This is a genomic window from Kribbella sp. NPDC058693 (genome assembly GCF_042715335.1).
Lineage (GTDB): Bacteria > Actinomycetota > Actinomycetes > Propionibacteriales > Kribbellaceae > Kribbella > Kribbella jiaozuonensis.
On the sequence record NZ_JBHXSQ010000001.1, the window covers coordinates 1,542,327 to 1,564,335 of the forward strand.

Consider the following 22,009-nt stretch of genomic DNA (forward strand, 5'->3'; position numbering starts at 1 on the left):
CGCGGCCCCCACGAGTGGGAGCCGCGGCTGTTCGGAGTCAGACGACCTTGACGTTCTCCGCCTGCTGGCCCTTGGGGCCCTGGGCGATGTCGAACTCGACCCGCTGGTTCTCGTCGAGGCTACGGAACCCGTCGGTCTGGATGGTGGAGTAGTGGACGAAAACGTCCGCTCCGCCGCCGTCGACGGTGATGAAGCCGAAGCCCTTGTCGGCGTTGAACCACTTCACAGTTCCCTGTGCCATGTTGTTGCTCCCTTGTCAGAGATGAGGCGCACCGCGGTCGCGGCAGGCCCGGCGTTCGTCGCACCGGCGCGGCACACCATCTCTCGCAAGGAAAGATCGAGATAAACCACAGCTACTGAAACTAGACCTAGTACATCCAACCACGCCTGCGGCAAATTTGTTCCATCCGGCGTGGGCTGACGTGGCAGGCTTGGCCGCATGCTCTCCCTGCAACCGCTCACCGACGACGACCGCGAGCTGATCGAGCTGGCCCGTCGTACGGTCGATGCGAACACCGACGGACCCGACGGCGTCTACACGATGGGTGCCGCCGTCCGCGGGATCGACGGCCGGATGTACGCCGGTATCAACCTCTACCACTTCACCGGCGGCCCGTGCGCCGAACTGGTCGCCCTCGGCCGCGCCCGCGCGGACGGTGCCCGCGAGCTCACCACGATCGTGGCCGTTGGCAACGAAGGCCGCGGCGTCGTCGGTCCGTGCGGCCGCGATCGCCAGGTCCTGGTCGACTACCACCCGGGCATCCGCGTCATCCTGCCGACCGACGACGGCCCCAGGTCCGTCCTCGCCACCGACCTACTCCCGGGCGCCTACCGCTGGACGCCTAACCCAGCCTGATCTCACCCTCGCGGAACCACCAGGTGATGACCTCCGCCTCGAGCATGCCCGCCTGCACCGCCGGATCCTCGGCCGCGTGCTTGCGGGCCTCCTCGATGCCGGTGCGGTAGACGCACAAACCCCGCAGTACCTGGTCGTCGTGGTCCCGGAACGGGCCGGCCGCGCCCATCACGCCGGCCGCCCGCTTGCCGTCGAGGAAGTCGAGGTGGGCCTGCTGGATCCGGTCCGCCTCGTCCTCGGTGAAGTCCGTCGGAGTCGCCGGACGGCGGAGCAGGACCAGCGTGAGGCTCTCCATGCCCGGGCGCGGCGGCGTGCTCACACCAACCTCTGCGCGAGCATGAAGGCGTTGCCGTCCGGGTCGTAGAACGTGGCGAGGCGGACTTCGTCGGCGATCTGCCGGGTCTCGCCGTCGAAGCGGGTGTCCAGCGACTCCAGGTGCGCGCGGGACCTGTCGATGTCGTGGACGCCGAACGTGACCACGACCCCGCCGTCGGTCTTCGGGTCCTCGACCTGGCCGAGGCCGATCGAGATCCCGGGTAGCGGCGTACTCAACTCGGCCCAGCCCCAGGACTCCAGCCGGTGTACGACCTCGAAGCCGAGGGCCTGCTCGTACCACTGCACGGCCCGCTCCAGGTCGGAAACATCCAGCGCGCAGACCGCGCGCCCGTCGTACTCGATCCCACCCATAGTCCTGTTTTTATACTAAGCTTACTTTCGTGTCAACGCTTGCCCGCCTGGTTCATTTCCGTTGGGCCGTCCCGGTGCTGGCCGAGCTGCACCGCGGCCACGGCGGCCGTTTCGTGAACCTCAGCAATACCCTCGGTGTGAGCCGCGAGTCATTACGCCGGACGCTGACGTTCCTGCTTGGGACCGGCCTGATCCAGCGCAATCCGGGCAAAGGCCACCCGCTACGCCCGGAATACCTGCTGACCTCCCCCGTGCTCGGTGCATCGGCCGCCGCGCTCACAGAACTGCTCGACGAACTGGACGTCACGGACGTAGGGCTGAAGAAGTGGTCGCTGCCGACGCTCACCCTGCTGGCCGGGGCACACCGGTTCTCGGAGGTCCGGCGGGCGCTCCCGGACATCACGCCGCGCGCGTTGACGCTGACGCTGAAGGAACTCGAGGCGGCCGACCTCATCAGCCGCAGCGTCACAACCGGTTACCCGCCGTCGGCCGTCTACCTCGCCACTCCACCGGGCCTGCGGTTGGCTGAGGCTGCTCAGAAGCTCGGGATGATGTCCTTGCCGTAGGCGGCCAGGGTCTCTTCCTTGGCGTCGTGCTGCAGGTAGAGCGCGAACTGGTCGACGCCGAGATCCTTCAATTGATTGAGCCGGGTGACGTGGTTCTCGACGGGGCCGAGGATGCAGAAGCGGTCGACGACCTCGTCGGGGACGAAGGTGGTGTGGGTGTTGCCGGCGCGGCCGTGTTCGGCGTAGTCGTAGCCCTTGCGGCCTTCGATGTAGTCGGTGAGGGCTTGCGGTACGGCGCCACTGGACCCGTAGCGCTCGACGATGTCCGCGACGTGGTTGCCGACCATGCCGCCGAACCAGCGGGTCTGTTCGCGCTGGTGTTCCAGGTCGTCGCCGACGTACGCCGGGGCCGCGACGCAGAACTTGATCGCCATCGGATCGCGCCCCGCCTCCTCGGCAGCACGCCGTACGGCGGTGATCATCCACTCGGCGATATCGGGATCCGCCAGCTGCAGGATGTAGCCGTCGCCGACCTCTCCCGTCGCAGCCAACGCCCGCGGACCGTACGCCGCGACCCACACGTCGAGCGCGCCGTTGTCGACCCACGCGAACTTCAGCTGCTGCCCGCGGTACTCGACCGTCTCGCCGCGCGCCAGCGAACGCACGACCTCGACGCACTGCTTCATCTCGGCGATCGTCCCCGGCTTCGCACCGAGTGTGCGCAGCGCGGAGTCGCCGCGACCGATCCCGCAGATCGTCCGGTTGCCGAACATCTCGTTCAGCGTGGCGAACTGGGACGCGATCACGGTCCAGTCCCGCGTCCCCGGGTTCGTCACCATCGGCCCGACGATCACCCGCTGCGTGCTGGCCAGGATCTGGCTGTAGATGACGAACGGCTCCTGCCACAGTAGATGCGAGTCGAACGTCCACACGTAGTCGAACCCGGCGTCCTCCGCCTTCCGGGCCAGCTCCACGACCGTGGACGCGGGCGGATCACACTGGAACACCACACCGAAGTCCACGGCTCCCCCTTACATCAGGTACGACGACAGGCCACGCTTCAGGAACTTCCCCCGGCCCTTGCGGCCATGGTAGTTGCCGTCAGCCACGATTACCTCGCCGCGCGAGATCACGGTGCCCACCCGGCCCTGGATCTCGACCCCTTCGTACGCCGAGTAGTCCATGTTCATGTGATGCGTCTCGACCCCGATCCGCGTCGTACCGTTCGGGTCGTAGATCACCAGGTCGGCGTCGGATCCCGGCTGGACGATGCCCTTCTGCGGGTACAGCCCGAACATCCGGGCCGGCGTGGTCGCGATCGTCTCCACCCAGCGCTCGAGCGAGAGGTGGCCGTCGACAACGCCCTGGAAGATCAGGTCGACGCGATGCTCGACGCCGCCGATCCCGTTCGGGATCTTGGAGAAGTCGCCGATGCCCATCTCCTTCTGATCCTTCATGCAGAACGGGCAGTGGTCGGTCGACACGATCGCCAGATCGTTGCTCCGCAGCCCCTTCCACAGATCCCGAGCGTGCGACTCGTGTTTGCTCCGCAGCGGTGTCGAGCACACCCACTTCGCACCCTCGAAACCGGGCGCCCCGAGCTGGTCCTCCAGCGTCAGATAGAGGTACTGCGGACACGTCTCGGCGAACACGTTGCGGCCGGCGTCCCGCGCCTCGGCGACCTTGGCCAGCGCCTGACTCGCGGACAGGTGGACGATGTACAGCGGGCAGTCCTGCGCGACCTCGGCCAGCGCGATCGCGCGGTTCGTTGCCTCGGCCTCCAGCGCGGCCGGGCGGGTGATGCCGTGGTAGATCGGGTCGGTCTCGCCGCGTTCCAGCGCCTGCTGGACGAGTACGTCGATCGCGATGCCGTTCTCGGCGTGCATCATGATCATCGCGCCGTTGGCCCGCGCGGTCTGCATCGCGCGGAGGATCTGCCCGTCGTCGGAGTAGAAGACGCCCGGGTACGCCATGAACAGCTTGAAGCTGGTGATGCCCTCGTCGGCGACCAGCTGGTCCATCGCCTTCAGCGCGTCGGTGTCGACGCCGCCGAGGATCATGTGGAACGCGTAGTCGATGTGGCACTCGCCCTCGGTCTTCGCGTGCCAGGCCGCCAGCCCGTCCTGCACCACCTCGCCGGTGCGCTGGATCGCGAAGTCGATGATCGTCGTGGTCCCGCCGTACGCCGCGGCGCGGGTCCCGGTGTCGAACGTGTCGCTGGCCGACGTACCGCCGAACGGCATCTCCATATGCGTGTGCGCGTCGATCCCGCCCGGGATCACATACTTGCCGGAGGCATCGATCACCTCGTCGGCGGTGATCGTCGGCGTGAACGACGGGTCGAGGACGGCAACGATCTTCTCGCCCTCGACCAGCACGTCCGCGACCCGCGTCCCGGTCGGTCCGACAACGGTTCCACCCTTGACCAGCAAAGACATGTAGGTCCCCTTAAGGCTTCGTCAGGTCTCCGTAGGCATCCGGGCGGCGATCGCGGTAGAACTGCCAGCGGTCCCGGACCGTGTCCAGCAGCCCGAGGTCCAGGTCGCGGATGATCAGTTCCGGATCGTGGTCATGGCCGACGTCCCCGACGAACTTGCCCTCGGGGTCGACGAAGTACGACGTACCGTAGAAGTCGTTGTCGCCGAACTCGGACTCGATGCCGACCCGGTTGATCGCCCCGATGAAGTACTCGTTCGCGACCGCACTCGCGGGCTGCTCCAGCTGCCACAGGTACGCCGAGAGCCCGCGGCTCGTCGCCGACGGGTTGAACACGATCTTCGCGCCGGCCAGACCGAGCGCCCGCCAGCCCTCGGGGAAATGCCGGTCGTAGCAGATGTACACGCCGATGCGGCCGACCGCGGTGTCGAAGATCGGGTATCCGAGGTTGCCCGGGCGGAAGTAGAACTTCTCCCAGAATCCCTTCACCTGCGGGATGTGGTTCTTCCGGTACTTGCCCAGATAGGTGCCGTCGGCATCGATCACGGCCGCGGTGTTGTACAGCACACCCGGCTGCTCCTGCTCGTACACCGGGAGCACCATCACCATCCCGAGCTCCTGCGCCAGCGCGGCGAACCGCTCGGTCGTCGGTCCCGGCACGGACTCGGCGTACTCGTAGTACTCGGCGTCCTGCTTCTGACAGAAGTACGGCCCGTAGAACAGCTCCTGGAAACAGATCACCTTCGCACCCGCCGCGGCCGCCTGCCGCGCGTAGTCCTCGTGCGCCTTGATCATGGACTCTTTGTCGCCGGTCCACGACGTCTGCACCAAGGCCGCCCTGACAACGTCTGCCACAAGACCTCCCCAAGTAGAGGTCCCATGCTCTATCCGTTCCGTACCAACCGTCAACGGATGCCCGGATCGGGGTCAGATCGTGATGGTGCGCGGGCTGCCGATCCGGACCCGGCCGCCGACAGTGGCGTGGGTCGGTGGTTCGTAGGTCGTGTAGAGGTGGGAACCGGCGCCCTGGATGACGTGGAGGTTGCGGGTGAGTTGGGCGGTTAGTTGGGTTACGGCGGAGCCGGTGGCCTCGTCTTCGGGGACGCCCATTGCGGGGGCGAAGGCTCGGGCTCGGATGATGGCGCGGGGCTCGTCCTGCCAGGACCAGAGGAAGGTGTGGCCGGCGTTGTACGTCGTGGGGTCGGCGGTGAGGACTGCTTCGGGTGAGGCGAGGTGGTGCCAGTCCCAGGTGCTGCCCCAGGTGGTGTTGGCGCGGACCGAGAAGAGGTCGTCGCTGCGGGTGACGGCGATGGCGCCGGCGGGGACGTGGAGGGTGTCGACCGGGTGGCCGGTGGCGTGGAGCCAGGCGGCTGCGCCGACGGTTGGGTGGCCGGCGAAGGGCATCTCGGCGGTGGCGGAGTAGATGCGGAGGGTGCCGGTCGGTGCGTCGTCGACGTACACCGTCTCGCTGTAGCCGAGGGCGGCGGCGACACGCTGGCGGTCGGCGGGTGGGACGAGGCGGCCGTCGACGATGCCTAGGGGGTTACCGAATCGGCCGTCGGGGTCGGTGAAGACCCGGACGACCTCGACGTGCAGGTCGGTCAAATCAGAGGACGGCGATGGCGGCGATTACCGCGATCAGCAGTACGGCGGCGCCGATGACGGCGAGCACGCGGCCGTTGATCTTGGGATCGCGGGTCGTCTCGGTCGCGCCCTCGTTGACGAACGCGCGGAACATCTGCGTGTTCGCGCCCGGGTCCTGCTCGTTATCCACGTTCTGCGGGACGTTCTGGTCAGCCATGGGCCAAGACCCTACCTGCCGCCGGGATCGGCCCGGCAGACCGCCCGCCGAAGCCTCACACAGACCTGATGTACCATTTGGTACATGCGCTTCGATCACTCCAGCACGATCCAGGCCTCAGCAGAGGTGGTCTGGGATGTTTTCAGCGACGTCGAGCGGTGGCCCGACTGGACCCCGACCGTCGATTCCGTCGAGCGGCTCGACGCGGGCCGCATCCACATCGGCGCCCGTACCCGCATCCGGCAGCCCAAGCTCCCGGTCGCCGTCTGGGAGGTGACCGAGCTGAAGGACGGCGAGTACTTCGAATGGGTCTCGAAGGCGCCCGGGATCAAGACGACCGGCGGCCACCGCGTGATCAGGACCCCGGAAGGCACGGTCGCGACCGCGACGATCATCCAGGAGGGACCGCTCGGCTGGCTCTTCGGCAGGCTGTACGCGGGCCTGACCAAGCGCTACATCGCCACCGAGACGGCCAAGCTCAAGGAGATCAGTGAGTCGCGAGAGTCTGCTCGCTGACGCGGTCGAACACTTCGCCAGGAACGGGATCGGCGACGCCAGCCTGCGCAGTATCGCGACCTCGGTCGGCACCAGTCACCGGATGCTGATCTACCACTTCGGCTCCCGCGAAGGGTTGCTGGCCGAGGTGGTCCGCACGGTCGAGCAGCAACAGCGCGACCTGCTGGCCGAGGTACTGGCGACCGATCTCCCGATCGCCGAGCAGAGCGAGCTGTTCTGGCGCCGGGTGACCGAGGCGGCGCTGATCTACGGCCCGTTGTTCTTCGAGCTCAGTGCGCACGCGATGCAGGACCTGCCGCACACCGAGTCGCTCAAGGCGGACCTGATCAACGTCTGGCTGCCGCCGCTGATCGAGCTGTGCGTCCGCGCGGGTCTGCCGGCCGACGAGGCACCGGCGTACGCGCGGCTCGGTCTGGCGGCGTCCCGCGGTCTGCTGTTCGATCTGCTGCTGACGGGCGATCACGCGGGCGTCGACGAGGCGTCCGCGCTGCTCAACCGGCTGTTCAGTCTCCCGGCTGAGTAGGCGTCTCGACCCAGCCGGCCACGATCGGCAGCCGCGAGTCCCGCAGTACTGCGGTGAACGCGAACGGCCGGTCCAGCGCGAGGTCGAGCCGACGCTGCTTGCTCGTGATCATCGCGGCGCGGGTCATCGCCATCGCGGTCACGGCGGCGGCCTCGAACCCGGTCGCGAAGAACCGGGCCAACACCTTCTGCTTCGCCTGCCCGACTTGGAGTGGCGTCGGACTGAGCGCGCTGAAGTGCCCGTGATCCCCCGGGTCCGACGTGACCGCGGTCAGGCCGAAGAGCTCGCGTGACTGCATGAGGTCGTGCTCGACCTCGACGCTGAACGACGGCAACGAAACCCGCAGATCCGGACGGGCCGACGTCGTCTGCGCGATCCGCACCCCAGGCGCGATTTCGTCCCCAGGCTCCCCCAAGTCGATCAGCGCCCGGCCGGACTCGCCGCCGTAGGGTTGGGCGACGACGTCCAGCAGCCCCGCCAACACGTCCGCCCGCGAGGTCTGCGGCTGTCCGATCGCCAGAAGCACATCCACGTCGGCGTCACCCGCGACGGTGACAACGGTGAGCCACGCGGCCGTCGGATGCGTATACCGCCGTACGGCGTCCAGGTCGGAGTCCACGCGCTCCAGCCAGTGCCACGAACCGATCCACGGGCCGTTCGGCACGTGGCGTACCTGCTCGGTGAACGGGCGGACCCAGGTCGTGCGGAGCAGCAGGGCCGACGCGAGCACGAGGAGTACGTCGGGGTCCAGCTCGAGCGGCATCTCGCGGATCAGGTCATCGGTGTGATCAGCGGCCCAGGCGTCGAGCTTCGGCTTGTCCACGCTCGGGTTGCCGGTGAGCATGCCGACGAGCGGCGCGGGCATCACGGCATCGAACGACTCCGCGAGCTTCAACTGCTCGCTCACCCACACACCGAGCGCGGCGTGCAGGTCGGCGGATTCTTCGATCGCCTCGATCAGCCGGATCGCGTCGGTCGAGCCGTTCGCCGCGTCCACGCCGGCGGCCACGGCCAGCTCGCTCCGACCGGGCTCGTCGGCGCCCGTCGCCAGCAGCGCCAGGAGCGGCCACAACCCGAGCCCGGACACCACGGTGTTACCCGCCGGCAGGCTCGTGGCCCAGCGGGTGGTGAGGTCGTTGACTGCGCGCACGATGTCGGCGTCCATACCTCCACACTGCCACAGACCGCGCAATGACGGTGATTTTCATTTCCAAAGAAATTCTGCCAGCATTCCGCCATGAGCACGGCCAACCAGGAGGAGTCCTCGGGATCCTCGATCGCGTTCACCGCGACGTTGATCCTGCTGGTCGGTACTGCGCTGTTCGGGCGGCGCATCTTGTCCGGCTGGTTCACGGCGGACGGGATCCGGACCTGGGCGACGATGTTCGTCGGCGTGACCGTGCAGGCGATGCCGTTCCTCGTGCTCGGCGTGCTGCTGTCGGCCGCGTTGACCGCGTTCGTCCCGGCCTCGTTCTTCGCCAAAGCGCTGCCCAAGAACCCCGCCCTCGCGGTGCCGGTGGCCAGCGCGTCCGGCGTCGTACTGCCGGGGTGCGAGTGTGCGTCGGTGCCGGTGTCGGCCGCGTTGATGAATCGCGGCGTCACGCCGGCCGCCGCGATCGCGTTCCTGTTGTCCGCGCCGGCCATCAACCCGGTCGTGCTCACATCGACGGCGGTCGCGTTTCCCGGGCAGCCGAAGGTGGTGGTCGCTCGCGCGGTGACGTCGCTGGCGGTGTCGATGATCCTTGGCTGGTTGTACTTGTTGACCGGTAAGGGGATGACGCCACCGAAGAACCGGCATGCGCACGATGCGGGCAAGTTCGACGTGTTCCGCTCCGCGATGCTGCACGACTTCCTGCACGCCGGCGGCTTCCTGGTCATCGGCGCAGCCGCTGCGGCAACGCTCAATGTCGTGGTCCCGCGGACGTGGCTCGATCACGTCGCCGGGAACCTGCTGCTGTCGGTGGTGATCCTCGGGCTGCTCGCCGTACTGCTGGCGATCTGCTCCGAGGCGGACGCATTCGTGGCGGCGAGTCTGTCGCAGTTCTCGTTGACCGCGCGGCTGGCGTTCATGGTGGTCGGTCCGATCGTGGACGTGAAGCTGATCGCCTTGCAGACCGGGACGTTCGGGCCGAGGTTCGCCGTACGGTTCGCGCCGGCGACCTTCGTGGTCGCGCTGATTGCGAGTCTGCTCGTCGGGTGGTGGTTGCTGTGAAGCGGAGCGTGGCCGGACTGGTGATGGTGTTCGTGGGCGCCGCGGTGATGCAGCTCGCGACGTCCGGGACCTATCTGCGCTACGTCAAACCGGGCATGCGGTGGATGCTGCTGGCGGCGGGGCTGATCCTGATCGCACTGGCAATCACTGACGTGCTGATCAAGAGTCGTGAGGACCACGAGCACGGGCTGCCGCGGACGGCCTGGCTGCTCCTCGTCCCGATCTTCGCACTGCTCGTCGTCGACCCGCCCGCCCTCGGCGCCGACGCGGCTCAGCGCCAGTCACCGGTCGCCGCGAAGCCGGCCGAGTCCCAAGGCACGTCCTGGCTAGGCGGCAACACGAGGGAGCCCACAAACCTCGCGGTCCGCGATTACGCGGTCTGGGCGGTGTGGGAGCAGAGCAGCATGAAAGGCCACTCGTTCAAGCTCACCGGCTTCGTCACCCCGGCGAAGAACGGCGTCTGGTACGTGACCCGCATCGGCCTGACCTGCTGCGTCGCGGACGGTACGGCGTACATGGTCGAGGCCCGTGGCCAAGCCGCACCACCGAAGAACCAGTGGGTCACGATCACCGGCCAATGGGCCGAGCCGACCAGACGCGTGGACGGCGATGTCGCCGCGCTGACCGTCGAGACCATCACCCCGACGACGGCGCCGGTCAACCCGTACGAGTAGCCCTCACACATCTCGGCGCCACACCGTTCCATCCTCATGAAGCGAACTGTCGAACCGAAGGTCCTGTACTTCGGTACCCCGGTTGTCCTGATCAGCTCCCTCAACTCCGACGGCAGCACGAACCTCGCCCCGATGTCGTCCGCGTGGTGGCTGGGATACACCGCCATGCTCGGGATGGGCACAAGCGCGCAGACCGTGAAGAACCTCGTCGAGCGGCCGGAGATCGTGCTGAACCTGGTCGACCCGGACATGGTTGCCGCGCTCGACCGCATTGCCTTGCTGACCGGGTCGCAGGAGATGTCCGATGCGAAGCGAGCGCGCGGCTACCGGTACGAGCCGGACAAGTTCGCCGCCGCCGGCCTCACCCGCGAGCCGAGTGGAGCAGGCCCGGACTCCGTCCTCGAGAGCCCGATCAACCTCGAGGGCCGAGTCGTTGCGATCAACGAGATCGGCGGGCCCGATTCGCACCTGTGCTCGCTGGAGATGAAGGTCGAGCGGGTCCGGGTCCGCGAGGACCTGTTGATGAGCAACGACCGCTACATCGACCCGCTGCGGTGGGATCCGCTGATCATGAAGTTCACCGAGTACTTCGCCGGCGGCAGCCCGGCGTACGCGTCGTCGCTCGCCCGCGGCTGGCAGATGCCGCCGATGCCGATCTCCGTCGGGTCAGGCGACTGACGTCAGTTCCGGATCGCCGGACTCCACCACGCGCGGGGTCCGGCGCCGGACGATCGTGCAGGCCATACCGCCGATCACCAGCACCGCGGCGATCCCCTGCTGCAGTCCGACGGCCTCGCCACGCAGTACCCACGCCGCGGACATCCCGACGATCGGCACCAGCAGCGAGAATGGTGCGACCGTGCTGGCGTCGTACTGCCGGAGCAGGTAGCCCCACACGCCGAAGCCGAACAGCGTGGCGCCGAAGGCGAGGTACGCGATCGCGCCGATGCCGCTGAGGTTGATGTCGCGTACGGCGTCCACGTCGGCGTGCGGTCCTTCGGTGATCAGCGACAGGATCAGCAGCGGTACGACGGCAACCGCGCTCACCCAGACCATGAAGCGCAGCGTGTCCGGCGGCTTGGCGTAGCGGGTGATCGTGTTCGACACGCCCCAGAAACCGGCCGCGACGATCACGAGGACCAGCGCGCCGAGCGGGGCGGAGAGCTTGCGGTCGAGCACGATCAGCGCGATCCCGACGCAGGCGATCACGATGCCGATCAGCTGCGCCGGCCGCGGGCGTTCCCGCAGTACGGCGATCGCGAACAGGACCGTGAAGATCACCTGCGCCTGCAGCACGAGCGACGACAGGCCGGCGGGTACGCCGTGATCCATCGCGATGAACAGCAGCCCGAACTTCGCGACGCCGAGCGCGAGCCCGACGCCGACGACGTAGCGCCAGGGCACGCGGGGTTTGCCGAGCAGGAAGATCGCCGGTACGGCGGCGAAGAAGAACCGCAGCGCGGACAGCAGCAGCGGCGGCACGCCCTCCAGACCGACCTCGATGATGACGAAGTTGATGCCCCAGACAACGACGACGGCGAGCGCGAGGAGCAGGTCACGAGGCTTCATACGGTCCAGTGTGGGTGGCGGTACACTTAAGGACCAGCACCGATTTCTACCGTCTTCAATGTAGGAGTGCTACATGATCGATCTCGGTCGGCTGCGCGCGTTGCACGCGGTCGCGCAGTACGGCTCGGTCAACCGGGCGGCCGAGGTGCTCGGCTACACACCCTCGGCGGTGTCGCAGCAGTTGGCGAAGCTCGAGCGGGAGACGCGGACGACGTTGGTCGAGCGTCAGGGCCGCGGGATCGTGCTGACCGACGCGGCCCAGCAGCTCGCGGCGACGGCAGCCCGGATCCTCGCGCTGGTCGAGGACGCCGAGCTGACGTTGGATGAACAGCGCGGACAGGTCATCGGGACGCTGAGCATCGCCGCGTTCCCGACCGCGGCGCGCGGCCTGCTGCCGTCGGCGCTGGCGCGGCTGGTCCGCGACCACGACGGGCTCGACGTTCGGGTCCAGGAGACCGATCCGTTCGAGGCAGTGGCTGGGGTCAATCGCGGCGAGATCGACATCGCGATCGTGCACGACTGGCAGAACACGCCACTCGCCTTGCCGGAGGGATTGTCGCGGGTGAAGCTCGGCTCGGATCCGGCCGACGTACTGGTGCCGGCGTCGCATCGCCTTGCCGGCAAGGAGTTCGTCCGCGCGGAGGACCTGGTCGGAGAACGCTGGATCTGCCAGCCGGTCGGCTCGATCTGCCACGAGTGGCTGATCCGGACGATGCGTCGCGCCGGCGTCGAGCCGGACGTCGCGTACTCGGTCGCGGAGTACCAGACCCAGCTCGCGATGCTTGCCCGCGGCATCGGTATCGGCCTGCTCCCGCGCCTCGGCCGCGGCGCCGTCCCCGACGGCGTGGTCGTCGTACCGCTCCAGCCTGCGCCGACCCGCCGGCTCTACGCCGTCTGGCGCACGACCACCTCACGGCGGCCGGCGATCAGCGTGACGCTGGAAACCCTCAAGGCCGCCTGGCCCGACCGCGACACGGCCTAACCCGGCTTCACGATCTGCCGGAGCTTGGTCTCGGTCTCATCGTCGAGTGCCGTGTACACCGTCACCCGCAGGGGGCCGAGCTGCGACAGCCACAGGTTGATCGGCTCGATCCGCAGGATGCCGTGGCCGTCGACGTCCAGCACCTTCGTCCGGGTGCTCGGCGCGTCGACGTCGTACCGCTCCCACAGCTCCCCGAAGTACGGCGAGGTGCTGAGCAGGCTCTGGATCAGGTCCTGCCAGAGCGCGTCGCCGACATGATCGGCCGAGGCCGCGCGGAACGCCGCGACCATGTGGTGCTTGGTCGACTCGGCGTCGACGAAACTGCACTTCCACGCGTTCGACACGAAGTTCAGCCAGAGCATGTTCCGGTCCTCGACCGGCACCTTCTCCAGGTCGATGACGACCCGGCAGTACGCGTCGTTGAACGCGAGGATGTCGTACCGGTCGTTGAGCGCCAGCGCCGGGTACGGCGAGACCGCGTCGAGCGTCTTCTGCACCGTCGGCGGCAAGGCCGAGCACGCCCCTTGCGCGGGACCGACCCGGACCCCGGCCAGCCGGTACAGGTGATTGCGCTCCTGGCGGTCGAACCGCAGCGCCGTCGCGATCGCATCCAGGACCTGGGCGGACACGTTGATATCGCGACCCTGCTCGAGCCAGGTGTACCAGGTGACGCCGACCCCGGCGAGCAGCGCGACCTCCTCGCGGCGCAGTCCCGGCGTACGGCGTCGGCCGCCCGGAGCGAAGCCGACCTCGTCCGGCCGGATCCGCTCCCGCCGGCTGCGCAGGAACACCCCGAGCTCTCGCCGCTGGGCCGGCACAGTCCGGTCGGCTCTGTCGGTGGCGACTGGCAGAGTGGTCATGGTTCCATCATGGGCATGGATCGATCCTGGTGCCAGGTGCTGTCAGTAATAGGATAAGCAGGCTCTCACCACCAGGCTCGGTCTCCGTCCAGGCTGGACGCATGACAGACCAGCTCCAAGCCACCGCCCTTCCGGTCGACGCCCGGCCGCAAGCCGCGCTGAAGCCGGTGGCACTCACGACTCTGATCTTCGGCGCCTTCCTGCCGATGCTCTCCTTCTTCGTCATCAACGTCGCCCTGCCCGCGATCGGCTCCGACCTGCGGGCATCGTCCGGCGAACTCCAACTGGTGGTCGGCAGCTACGGCATCGCTGTCGCCACCCTGCTCGTGGTCGGCGGTCGCCTCGGCGACACCTTCGGCCGCAAACGCCTGTTCCTCATCGGCCTGATCGGCTTCACCATCATGTCGCTGATCTGTGCGATCGCCCCGAGCATCGGCGTGCTTCTGGTCGCCCGGGTCGCGCAGGGCGCTGCCGGCGCGGCCGTCACCCCGCAGGTGCTGGCGACGATCACCAGCCTGCTCACCGGCGAGCACCGCGCCCGCGCCATGGCCATGTACGGCGTGGCCGGCGGTGCGGCGGCGGCGCTCGGCCAGATCCTCGGCGGCGTACTCGTCGAGGCGAATGTGTCCGGCCTCGGCTGGCGGGCCGTGTTCCTCGTCAACGTGCCGGTCGGCGTTCTGGGCGTGATTGCGGCCAGTCGGCTGATCCCCGAGACCAAGGCCGGCAAGGCCCAGCGTGTCGACCTCGTCGGAGCCGCACTGCTCGCGCTGACGCTGGTGCTCCTACTCCTGCCGCTCACCGAGGGCAGGCCGCTCGGCTGGCCGCTCTGGACCTGGCTCTGCCTCGCAGCGACGATTCCGGCAGTGGCCGCGCTTGGCGTGCACCAGCACCGGTCGGAGCGGGCTAGCAGGTCTCCGCTGATCCCGCCGACGGTACTGCGGCTGCGGGCGATGCGGATCGGTCTGCTGCTGGCGGTGGCGTTCTTCACCACGTTCGGCGGCTTCATGTTCGTGTTCGCGCTCGCCACCCAGGGCGAGGCGCACATGTCCCCGCTCGAAGGCGGTCTGAGCCTGCTGCCGATGGCGGTCGGGTTCCTGATCACCTCGATCTACGGCCCGCGTCTGCAGGTGCGGTACGGCGCCGGCCTGATCGTGCGCGGCTGGATCATCCAGGGCATCGGGTACGCCGTACTCGCGGTGGCGGCGCTCACCCTGTGGCCGGACGTGAACCCGCTGAAGCTCGCGCTGCCGATGCTGATCGCAGGTTTCGGCTCCGGCCTGGTCATGGTCCCGCTGATGGGTGTGGTGCTCGGCCAGGTCCCCGCAGCGCAAGCAGGTCTCGGCAGCGGCATCCTGCTCACCAGCCAGCAGACCTGCCTCGCACTAGGCGCAGCCACGGTCGGTACGGCGTACCTGTCTCTGGCAGGCAGCTCCTGGGGCCAGGGCGGCGCACTGGCCGCGGTGGCGCTGGCCATCACGGCGATCTCGCTGCTGATGACTCCGGTGACCAGCCAGCTCCGCAGTCGCTAAGACACCGGTCCGGTCGATTCGCGGACCATCAGCCGTGGGACGAGCGACTCCTGCCGTCGGGGTGACTCCGGGTCCGCCAAACGGGCCCGGAGTACGTCGACTGCCCGGCGACCGACCTCCAGCTTCGCCGGCGACACCGCGGTCAGCGGTACGTCGGCCAGCTCGGCGATCTCGTCGTCGTAGCTGATCACCGACAACTCCCCCGGTACGTCGATGCCCAGCGCCAGCGCGACGTTGAGGAGCAGGTTGGCCTCGCGGTCCGCGAAGCAGATCACGGCGGTGACGCGCTCCCGCCGTACGTCGGCCAGGAAGCGCTCGGCATCCGCACGGGTCCAGCGGTCGAGCACACGGCTCAGCACGGGTACGTCCCCCAGCCCGGAGCGCACCTGGGGCGCGGTGTGCGGGCTGGTGCGTTCGAGATAGCTGATCCGGGTGTGGCCGAGCTCCTTCAGGTACTTCAGTGCCAACCGCGCCCCGGCCGCGTGGTTGGTGCCGACGAACTCGTGCAGTGTCGCCGGGTCTTCCAGCCCGCGCTCGACGAGCACCACCGGCAGGTCCAGCTCCTCGAACTCGGCCGTGTCCGGCGCGACGATCAGCCCGGCCACGCCGGCACCCACCAGGCCGTCGATCGCCAGTGTGGTTTCGGCTGAGTCCCACTCGGTACTGCGCAGCAGCATCTGCGCGCCGTGCTTGGCCAGCTCGCGTTCGATGCCGACGATGATCCGCGGGTAGTAGTACGTCATCGACGGTACGGCGACGCCGATCAGCGGCCCGGTGCTCGGGCTCGAGATGTACATCCCGGAGCCCTGGCGCCGGTAGACCAGCCCGTCCTGCACCAGCAGATCGACCGCACGGCGGACCGTGTTGAGGCTGACGCCTTGTTCGCTGGCCAGCTGTTGCTCGGTTGGCAGCTTGCCGCCCGGCCAGCGCAGCTCGGCGATTCCGCGGCGCAGCTCGGCGGCCAGCTGCCGGGCCTTCTGCCCGCGGACGACCTCAGTCACGGCGCTGACTCTACCGGCCGATCTCAGGAAATTCATTCCTATGAATCTGTTGACCCAGGGAATGACTTGGCACAGACTCATTCGTCAGCAGCCCTCAGTGATTCCGCCACCACTGCAGGAGACATCATGAAACGCAGGACATTCCTGGCCGCCTCGACCGCAACCGCCGCCGCCATGACACTCGATCTGCCCTCCTTCGCCACCCCCGCCGACTTCGGCGCACTGCGCTCCAAGTGGGCCGATGCCCTCACCGGCGGTGCGCAACTCGACCCCGCCGACGCGGATTTCCGCGCCGCCCTCGGCCGCCTCGACACCGGCGTCGCCACCTCGCTCGCGAAGCTCGACCGCTCGGCGTCGCGCACGCAGGTCTTCACCGACTACCCACTCACCGCCGATCCCTCGGTTGCCAACACGTACGTCCGCCTCGAGCAACTCGCGACCGCGTGGGCCACACCGGGCTCGCAGTACCAGGGATCCGCGAGCTTGCTCGCTGACATCCAGGCCGCGCTGGAATCGATGGACCAGCTCATCTACAACCCCGGCCAGGCCGAGTTCGGCAACTGGTGGTCGTGGGAGATCGGCGCGACCCGTCCGCTCGCGAACGTCATGGTCCTGCTGTACGACGAACTCCCGGCCGAGGCCCGGCAGCGGTACTGCGCCGCGATCGACCACTTCGTGCCGGACCCGTACCTGATGTTCCCGCCCGCCCGCGCAGTCGTATCGACCGGAGCCAACCGGGTCGACCTGTGCCAGGCGACGATCGTCCGCTCGCTCGTCACCGAGGATGAGGCCAAGCTGGTGCACGCACGGGACGGCCTCAGCGACGTCTGGCAGTACGTGACCACCGGCGACGGGTTCTACCGCGACGGCTCGTTCGTCCAGCACACCTGGGTCGCGTACACCGGCACGTACGGCCAGGTGTTGCTGGGCGGCATCGGCAAACTGCTCGCGCTGCTGGCCGACTCGCCGTGGGCGGTGACCGACCCGAAGCGGCAGATCCTGTTCGACTCGGTCGCGAAGACGTTCCTGCCGGTCGTCCACGACCTGCGGATGATGGACTTCGTCCGCGGGCGCGCGGTGTCGCGGAACACCGAGTCCGACCACGACGACGCCTACATCGCCGCCGAGGCGATCCTGCGTCTGGCGGCCGGTGTCGACGCCTCGCTCGCCGGCCCGTGGCGCGCCGCGGTCGCGGGCTGGTTGCAGCGCGACACGTTCGGGAACATGTTGTCAGGGGCAAGCATTCCGCGGGTGGCGCTGATCAAGTCCGTGCAGGGCGTGCAGCCGGCCGCCGAGGCGGACGGGCACACGCTGTTCGCGAGCATGGACCGGTCCGTGCACCGCCGCTCCGGCTGGGCGTACTCGATCTCGATGGCCAGCCGCCGGATCGCGTACTACGAGTGCGGGAACGGCGAGAACAACGAGGGCTGGCACGCCGGGTCCGGGATGACCTACCTGTACGACCACGACAACGGGCAGTACGCCGATGCGTTCTGGCCGACCGTGGATCGCTACCGGCTGCCGGGAACCACTGTGGACAAGTTGCCGCTCGCACCGAAGTCGGGTGGTGAATGGGGCGCGGCGCGACCGACCACGAGCTGGGTCGGCGGCAGCACCCTCGACGGGTACGCCGCGATCGGCCAGGACCTGCAGGGTCCCAGCTCGCCGATGCGTGCGCACAAATCGTGGTTCTGTTTGGATTCCGGCATCGTTGCGCTGGGCGCTGGGATCACCGGGAGCAGCGGGTATCCGGTCGAGACGGTTGTCGAGAACCGGAACCTGCACAGCGATGGCGACAATGTGCTGATTGTCAACGGCTCTGCGCAGGTGCCGGAGTTGGGGCAGTCGGCAACGGTCTCCGACGCGCGCTGGGCACACGTGGAAGATGTCGCAGGCTACGTGTTCCTCAGCGGAGCGGACCTCCAGCTGCGGCGCGAGGCTCGAGCGGGTCAGTGGCGGGACGTCAACACCGGCGGTCCGATCGGGGCGATCACCCGGCGCTACCTGACCATGTGGCTGGATCACGGCATCGATCCGAGCGAGGCGTCGTACAGCTATCTGCTCGTTCCGGGTGCGACGGCCGCGCGAACGAAGGCGTTGTCGCGGAATCCTGGTGTCGTTGTCCTCGGCAACAACTCGACGGTGCAGGCGGTGCTCGAACCGAAGCTCGGCCTGACGCTGGCGAACTTCTGGCAGGCCGGACAGGTGGGCGGGCTGATCGCCCACAACCCCTGCTCGGTCATCCGCCGGATCGACGGGCGGACTGTGCAGCTCGGGATCTCGGACCCGACCCAGCTCGCGACCTCGATTCGCCTGCAAGTGCTGGCGCCTGGTACGCGACTGGTGAGCGCGGACGACGGCGTGACCGTACGCCGCACGTTGCTCGGGGCGGACGTGACCGTCGATGTGACCGGAGCAGCAGGCGCGACGAGATACGTGACGCTGCGACTGTGACGGCTGCGGCGCCAAGGCTGTGACGACCGCGTCGCTAGACCTGCGCCCAGTGCGGCGCTAGGCCTGTGACCAGTGCGCCGGGCGCTCGAGGCCGCGTGGCAGCTTGGTTGCCTGGTCGCCGCGGGCCGCGTTCACCTGGGACTGGGTGAGGAACAGCGCGCCGGTGAGGTCGGCGCCGCGGAGATCGGCGTCGCGGAGATCGGCGCCGATCAGGTCGGCCTGCCGTAGATCGGCGTCGCGCAGATCCGCGGCGATCAGGTAGGCGCCGCGCAGGTTGGCCCTGGCGAGGTCGGCGCCGCGGAGGCGGGCCCCGATCAGGTCCGCGCCGCGGCGTTCTTTCTTCTTGGGCTGTTTGCCGCGGACCTGCCGGCTGATCTCCAGCAGCAGTTCGTTGACGACGGCTCGCTCGGCGGCGACATCGACGGTCGTGAGGTCCGCCGTACGGCTGACGGCTGCGACTCTGTCGATGGCCGGCTGCAGATTCTCGTTGTATTTAAGGGCTTCGGTCAGGTACCAGAGCAGCTCGTGCAGCTGCCGGAGGATCGGCAGCTCCGCCCCGGGCCGGCCACGCCGGGTGAGCTCCTGCCCGGCTCCGAAGCAGTCGTAGACCGTGCAGCCCGGGAATCCCTTGGTCCGCAGCTCACCGTGGATGGTGCAGCGGTGGTCGTCGGCCAGGTTCGGGCAGGCTTCGCCGGCGGGTTTGTCGATTGCGAAGTCCGCCGACCTGGTGAGGGTCAGCACGACACAGCACAGGCCGACGCAACTACCGCAGTCGGCGCGGAGGTCAGTTCTGTTCGGCAACCGTGTGGCCGGTACGGCGCCAGCGGATGCCGGCCTCGATGAACTCGTCGATCTCGCCGTCGAAGACCCCGGACGTGTTACCGGACTCGTACTGCGTCCGCAGGTCCTTCACCATCTGGTACGGGTGCAGGACGTACGAGCGCATCTGGTCGCCCCACGAACCGGCCACGTCGCCGCGCAGCGCGTCCAGCTGGGCCCGCTCCTCGGCCTTCTTCAGCGCGAGCAGCTTGGCCTTCAGGATGACCATCGCGCTGGCCTTGTTCTGCAGCTGGGACTTCTCGTTCTGGCACGAGACCACGGTGCCGGTCGGGATGTGCGTGATCCGGACCGCAGAGTCGGTGGTGTTGACGCTCTGACCACCCGGACCGGACGACCGATACACGTCGATCCGCAGCTCTTCTTCCGGTACGTCGATCTCGTCGGTCTGCTCGAGCACCGGGACCACCTCGACCGCGGCGAACGACGTCTGCCGGCGACCCTGGTTGTCGAACGGCGAGATCCGCACCAGCCGGTGCGTCCCCGACTCGACACTCAGCGTGCCGTACGCGTACGGCGCCTTGACCCCGAACGTGGTCGACTTGAGCCCGGCCTCTTCGGCGTACGACGTGTCGTAGACCTCGGTCGGGTAGCCGTGGCGCTCGGCCCAGCGCAGGTACATCCGCTGCAGCATCTCGGCGAAGTCCGCCGCGTCCACACCGCCCGCGCCGGAGCGGATCGTCACCAGCGCCTCGCGCTCGTCGTACTCGCCGGACAACAACGTGCGGACCTCGAGGGACTGGATCGCCTTGCCCAGCGGGCCGAGATCCTTCTCCGCCTCGGCCAGGGTTTCGGCGTCGTTCGCCTCGCGGCCGAGCTCGATCAGCGCGCCGAGGTCGTCGAGCCGGCTGCGGAGCGCAGTCACCCGCTCCACGTCGGACTGCAGGCCGGAAAGCCGCGACGTCACCTTCTGCGCGTTCGCCTGGTCGTCCCAGAGATCGGGCGCAGCGACCTGCTCGCCGAGCTCGTCGATCTCCTTGCGCAGTGCGGGGAGATCAAGCACTTTCTCGATCGAGGTCATCGTCACGTCGAGCTGCTTCAGCTCCGCGTCAAAATCCAGTCCAGCCACAACGAAACAGCGTACCTCAGGCGAGACCTCGACGAAGAACGCCGAAGATCTGGGCGACCGCCTGCTCGAGCCCGGTTTGCGCGGCGGCGAGCTCCTGCGCAGATGCGTCGTCGGGCAGGATGCGCATCAGGTGTTCCTCGAGCACCTTCTGCGCGGCGGCGTACTGCGCCGCGATCAGCCTGTTGCGCAGGTGATCGGGGGCCCGTTCGTCGAGCGCCGCGGCGAGCGTGGTCTCGAGCTCGGCGGCCTGCAACCGCCGACGTGCCTCCAATGCCGGGCTGTTCTCGATCGTGCGGACGAACTGCTTCCAGGTCGCCAGATGCCCGACCTCGAACCGATCCCGCGTCCCGGCCAGGTAATGCGCCTCCAGCACATCGACCGGATCCGCATCCGCCGGCGCCTCCCGGATCGCCTGCGCCGGCCCCAGCCACCACCCCGACTCGTCGAAGAACAGATCCTCCTTCGCCGGGAAGTGGTTGAACACCGTCTGCACGGCGACATCGGCCGCGCGCGCCACCTCCGCGACCGTGACCGCGTCGAATCCGCGCTCGAGGAACAGCCGCGTCGCCACATCCGAGATGGCGTGCCGCGTCTGCTGCTTCTTGCGCTCCCGCCGCCCGACCTCCATTGCCACACCGTAGAGCACCTGCTTTACTGAATCCAATCATGTAGTCACTACATCTTTGGAGCATATCCAATGACAATTCTCGTCACCGGCGGCCGCGGCGCGATCGCCCGCGCCGTCACCGCGGGTCTGATCGCGGCCGGCCACGACGTCCGCGTCGCCAGCCGCGAACCCTCTGCCCTCCCGTCGGCGGTCGGCTACGACCCCGCCGACCCCGCACCCGCCCTGGCCGACATCAGCCAGGTCTTCCTGTACTCCGACCCGTCGACGGCACCCGCCTTCGCGGCCGCAGCCGAGGCTGCCGGGGTGAAGCAGGTCGTGCTGCTCTCGTCGCTGTCGTCGCTCGACGGTCCCGAGGATCCGCATGCGAAGACCGAGCAGGTGATCGCCGACGGGTCGTATGCGACGACTTGTCTCGAGCCTGGTGCGTTCATGAGCAACACGAGGCACTGGGCGCATCAGGTCCGGGCGATCGGTCAGATCCGGCTCCCCTACCTCGATGCGGAGGAGGCGCCGATCCACGAGCAGGACATCGCGGACGCGGCGATCCGGGTCCTCCTGGACGGGCCCGGGAACGGGCATGACGGTCGCGGGTATCCGCTGACCGGTCCGGAATCGATGACGCGCCGGCACCAGATCGGGCTCATCACCGCGACCACCGGCGTACCGATCGAGGCTGTTGACCTCAGCCCAGAAGAAGCGCGCGGGGAACTGCGGATGCGTGACGAGGGGCAGCGGGAGACGCTGATGGCTTACTGGAAGTCGCGTGTCGGCTCACCTCAGCGGATCGAGCCCGGCGTCGAGCTGCTCACCGGCCACACAGGCCGCACCTTCACGACCTGGCTGACCGACAACCCCGGGCTGTTCTGACC

26 protein-coding genes are annotated in these 22,009 nt (G+C 68.3%); 11 read left to right on the forward strand and 15 right to left on the reverse strand.

Translation table 11 applies throughout. From position 1 onward, the window contains the following. Positions 1 to 37: 37 nt before the first annotated feature. A complete protein-coding gene (locus ACFWUU_RS07370; RefSeq protein WP_134104957.1) occupies positions 38 to 241 on the reverse strand; it encodes a cold-shock protein in 204 nt (67 codons plus the stop codon). A 198-nt stretch (positions 242 to 439) separates the two neighbouring features. Between ACFWUU_RS07370 and ACFWUU_RS07375 the strand changes: the two genes are divergently transcribed. Beyond that, positions 440 to 856: a cytidine deaminase family protein gene (locus tag ACFWUU_RS07375; RefSeq protein WP_380173513.1), complete on the forward strand. Its 417-nt coding sequence runs from the start codon at positions 440 to 442 to the stop codon at positions 854 to 856. On the opposite strand, the gene ACFWUU_RS07380 is transcribed toward ACFWUU_RS07375, so the two are convergent. Next, a complete protein-coding gene (locus ACFWUU_RS07380; RefSeq protein ID WP_380173515.1) occupies positions 843 to 1,175 on the reverse strand; it encodes a YciI family protein in 333 nt (110 codons plus the stop codon). The two genes, ACFWUU_RS07375 and ACFWUU_RS07380, sit on opposite strands and share 14 nt — an antisense overlap. After that, positions 1,172 to 1,543 (reverse strand): VOC family protein, encoded by a 372-nt coding sequence (locus tag ACFWUU_RS07385; RefSeq protein ID WP_380173517.1) that lies wholly within the window; start codon positions 1,541 to 1,543, stop codon positions 1,172 to 1,174. Before ACFWUU_RS07385 ends, ACFWUU_RS07380 begins: the two co-directional genes overlap by 4 nt. A gap of 29 nt (positions 1,544 to 1,572) precedes the next feature. On the opposite strand from ACFWUU_RS07385, the gene ACFWUU_RS07390 reads away from it, so the two are divergent. Continuing rightward, positions 1,573 to 2,109, forward strand: coding sequence for a winged helix-turn-helix transcriptional regulator (locus tag ACFWUU_RS07390; RefSeq protein WP_380173518.1), 537 nt, complete (start codon positions 1,573 to 1,575; stop codon positions 2,107 to 2,109). On the opposite strand, the gene ACFWUU_RS07395 is transcribed toward ACFWUU_RS07390, so the two are convergent. The 5 genes from ACFWUU_RS07395 to ACFWUU_RS07415 form a co-directional block, all read right to left on the reverse strand. Next, positions 2,079 to 3,071: a TIGR03842 family LLM class F420-dependent oxidoreductase gene (locus ACFWUU_RS07395; RefSeq protein WP_380173520.1), complete on the reverse strand. Its 993-nt coding sequence runs from the start codon at positions 3,069 to 3,071 to the stop codon at positions 2,079 to 2,081. The genes ACFWUU_RS07390 and ACFWUU_RS07395 overlap by 31 nt on opposite strands. Positions 3,072 to 3,080: 9 nt before the next feature. Continuing rightward, positions 3,081 to 4,487, reverse strand: a complete 1,407-nt coding sequence (gene hydA, locus ACFWUU_RS07400; protein ID WP_380173522.1) for a dihydropyrimidinase — start codon at positions 4,485 to 4,487, stop codon at positions 3,081 to 3,083. Between the two features lie 10 nt (positions 4,488 to 4,497). Next, positions 4,498 to 5,340, reverse strand: a complete 843-nt coding sequence (locus tag ACFWUU_RS07405) for a nitrilase-related carbon-nitrogen hydrolase (RefSeq protein ID WP_380173524.1) — start codon at positions 5,338 to 5,340, stop codon at positions 4,498 to 4,500. Positions 5,341 to 5,412: 72 nt separating this feature from the next. Further along, complete coding sequence (locus ACFWUU_RS07410; RefSeq protein WP_380173526.1) at positions 5,413 to 6,090, reverse strand: PhzF family phenazine biosynthesis protein; 678 nt, start codon at positions 6,088 to 6,090, stop codon at positions 5,413 to 5,415. A gap of 1 nt (position 6,091) precedes the next feature. Then, positions 6,092 to 6,286 (reverse strand): hypothetical protein, encoded by a 195-nt coding sequence (locus tag ACFWUU_RS07415; protein WP_137253151.1) that lies wholly within the window; start codon positions 6,284 to 6,286, stop codon positions 6,092 to 6,094. An 84-nt stretch (positions 6,287 to 6,370) separates the two neighbouring features. On the opposite strand from ACFWUU_RS07415, the gene ACFWUU_RS07420 reads away from it, so the two are divergent. Together ACFWUU_RS07420 and ACFWUU_RS07425 are read left to right on the forward strand one after the other, a co-directional pair. Then, positions 6,371 to 6,802: an SRPBCC family protein gene (locus ACFWUU_RS07420; protein WP_380173528.1), complete on the forward strand. Its 432-nt coding sequence runs from the start codon at positions 6,371 to 6,373 to the stop codon at positions 6,800 to 6,802. Beyond that, positions 6,777 to 7,325: a TetR/AcrR family transcriptional regulator gene (locus tag ACFWUU_RS07425; RefSeq protein ID WP_380173530.1), complete on the forward strand. Its 549-nt coding sequence runs from the start codon at positions 6,777 to 6,779 to the stop codon at positions 7,323 to 7,325. The genes ACFWUU_RS07420 and ACFWUU_RS07425 overlap by 26 nt, the downstream gene beginning before the upstream one ends. Here ACFWUU_RS07425 and ACFWUU_RS07430 read toward each other — a convergent pair. Next, the gene (locus tag ACFWUU_RS07430) at positions 7,306 to 8,490 is read right to left on the reverse strand and encodes a serpin family protein (protein ID WP_380173532.1); all 1,185 of its coding nucleotides are present in this window, start codon (positions 8,488 to 8,490) and stop codon (positions 7,306 to 7,308) included. The genes ACFWUU_RS07425 and ACFWUU_RS07430 overlap by 20 nt on opposite strands. Before the next feature lie 72 nt (positions 8,491 to 8,562). Between ACFWUU_RS07430 and ACFWUU_RS07435 the strand changes: the two genes are divergently transcribed. Genes ACFWUU_RS07435 through ACFWUU_RS07445 form a run of 3 tightly spaced genes read left to right on the forward strand, consistent with a single transcriptional unit; the run spans position 8,563 to position 10,889 of the window. Beyond that, positions 8,563 to 9,537, forward strand: a complete 975-nt coding sequence (locus ACFWUU_RS07435; protein WP_380173534.1) for a permease — start codon at positions 8,563 to 8,565, stop codon at positions 9,535 to 9,537. Continuing rightward, positions 9,534 to 10,211: a TIGR03943 family putative permease subunit gene (locus tag ACFWUU_RS07440; RefSeq protein ID WP_380173536.1), complete on the forward strand. Its 678-nt coding sequence runs from the start codon at positions 9,534 to 9,536 to the stop codon at positions 10,209 to 10,211. The genes ACFWUU_RS07435 and ACFWUU_RS07440 overlap by 4 nt, the downstream gene beginning before the upstream one ends. Before the next feature lie 36 nt (positions 10,212 to 10,247). Beyond that, on the forward strand, positions 10,248 to 10,889 hold the full coding sequence (locus ACFWUU_RS07445; RefSeq protein ID WP_380173538.1) for a flavin reductase family protein: 642 nt from the start codon (positions 10,248 to 10,250) through the stop codon (positions 10,887 to 10,889). Here ACFWUU_RS07445 and ACFWUU_RS07450 read toward each other — a convergent pair. Next, complete coding sequence (locus tag ACFWUU_RS07450; RefSeq protein ID WP_380173540.1) at positions 10,878 to 11,780, reverse strand: EamA family transporter; 903 nt, start codon at positions 11,778 to 11,780, stop codon at positions 10,878 to 10,880. The genes ACFWUU_RS07445 and ACFWUU_RS07450 overlap by 12 nt on opposite strands. Positions 11,781 to 11,853: 73 nt before the next feature. On the opposite strand from ACFWUU_RS07450, the gene ACFWUU_RS07455 reads away from it, so the two are divergent. Continuing rightward, a complete protein-coding gene (locus tag ACFWUU_RS07455) occupies positions 11,854 to 12,762 on the forward strand; it encodes a LysR family transcriptional regulator (protein ID WP_137253143.1) in 909 nt (302 codons plus the stop codon). On the opposite strand, the gene ACFWUU_RS07460 is transcribed toward ACFWUU_RS07455, so the two are convergent. Beyond that, entirely contained in the window at positions 12,759 to 13,622 is an 864-nt protein-coding gene (locus ACFWUU_RS07460; protein ID WP_380173541.1) for a helix-turn-helix transcriptional regulator, read from the reverse strand. The two genes, ACFWUU_RS07455 and ACFWUU_RS07460, sit on opposite strands and share 4 nt — an antisense overlap. Before the next feature lie 101 nt (positions 13,623 to 13,723). Between ACFWUU_RS07460 and ACFWUU_RS07465 the strand changes: the two genes are divergently transcribed. After that, on the forward strand, positions 13,724 to 15,151 hold the full coding sequence (locus tag ACFWUU_RS07465) for an MFS transporter (RefSeq protein ID WP_380173543.1): 1,428 nt from the start codon (positions 13,724 to 13,726) through the stop codon (positions 15,149 to 15,151). Here the strand turns inward: ACFWUU_RS07465 and ACFWUU_RS07470 are convergent. Continuing rightward, a complete protein-coding gene (locus tag ACFWUU_RS07470) occupies positions 15,148 to 16,152 on the reverse strand; it encodes a GntR family transcriptional regulator (protein WP_380173545.1) in 1,005 nt (334 codons plus the stop codon). The two genes, ACFWUU_RS07465 and ACFWUU_RS07470, sit on opposite strands and share 4 nt — an antisense overlap. Before the next feature lie 126 nt (positions 16,153 to 16,278). Between ACFWUU_RS07470 and ACFWUU_RS07475 the strand changes: the two genes are divergently transcribed. Then, positions 16,279 to 18,606: a polysaccharide lyase 8 family protein gene (locus ACFWUU_RS07475; RefSeq protein ID WP_380173547.1), complete on the forward strand. Its 2,328-nt coding sequence runs from the start codon at positions 16,279 to 16,281 to the stop codon at positions 18,604 to 18,606. A 57-nt stretch (positions 18,607 to 18,663) separates the two neighbouring features. On the opposite strand, the gene ACFWUU_RS07480 is transcribed toward ACFWUU_RS07475, so the two are convergent. From ACFWUU_RS07480 to ACFWUU_RS07490, 3 genes are read right to left on the reverse strand one after another with little or no spacing between them, the layout of a single operon-like run. After that, complete coding sequence (locus ACFWUU_RS07480; RefSeq protein WP_380173549.1) at positions 18,664 to 19,407, reverse strand: pentapeptide repeat-containing protein; 744 nt, start codon at positions 19,405 to 19,407, stop codon at positions 18,664 to 18,666. Beyond that, positions 19,391 to 20,512, reverse strand: a complete 1,122-nt coding sequence (gene prfB / locus ACFWUU_RS07485; RefSeq protein ID WP_137253138.1) for a peptide chain release factor 2 — start codon at positions 20,510 to 20,512, stop codon at positions 19,391 to 19,393. The genes ACFWUU_RS07480 and prfB overlap by 17 nt, the downstream gene beginning before the upstream one ends. A gap of 16 nt (positions 20,513 to 20,528) precedes the next feature. After that, positions 20,529 to 21,140 (reverse strand): TetR/AcrR family transcriptional regulator, encoded by a 612-nt coding sequence (locus tag ACFWUU_RS07490; protein WP_380173551.1) that lies wholly within the window; start codon positions 21,138 to 21,140, stop codon positions 20,529 to 20,531. Between the two features lie 69 nt (positions 21,141 to 21,209). On the opposite strand from ACFWUU_RS07490, the gene ACFWUU_RS07495 reads away from it, so the two are divergent. After that, a complete protein-coding gene (locus tag ACFWUU_RS07495) occupies positions 21,210 to 22,007 on the forward strand; it encodes an SDR family oxidoreductase (RefSeq protein ID WP_380173553.1) in 798 nt (265 codons plus the stop codon). Positions 22,008 to 22,009 lie beyond the last annotated feature (2 nt).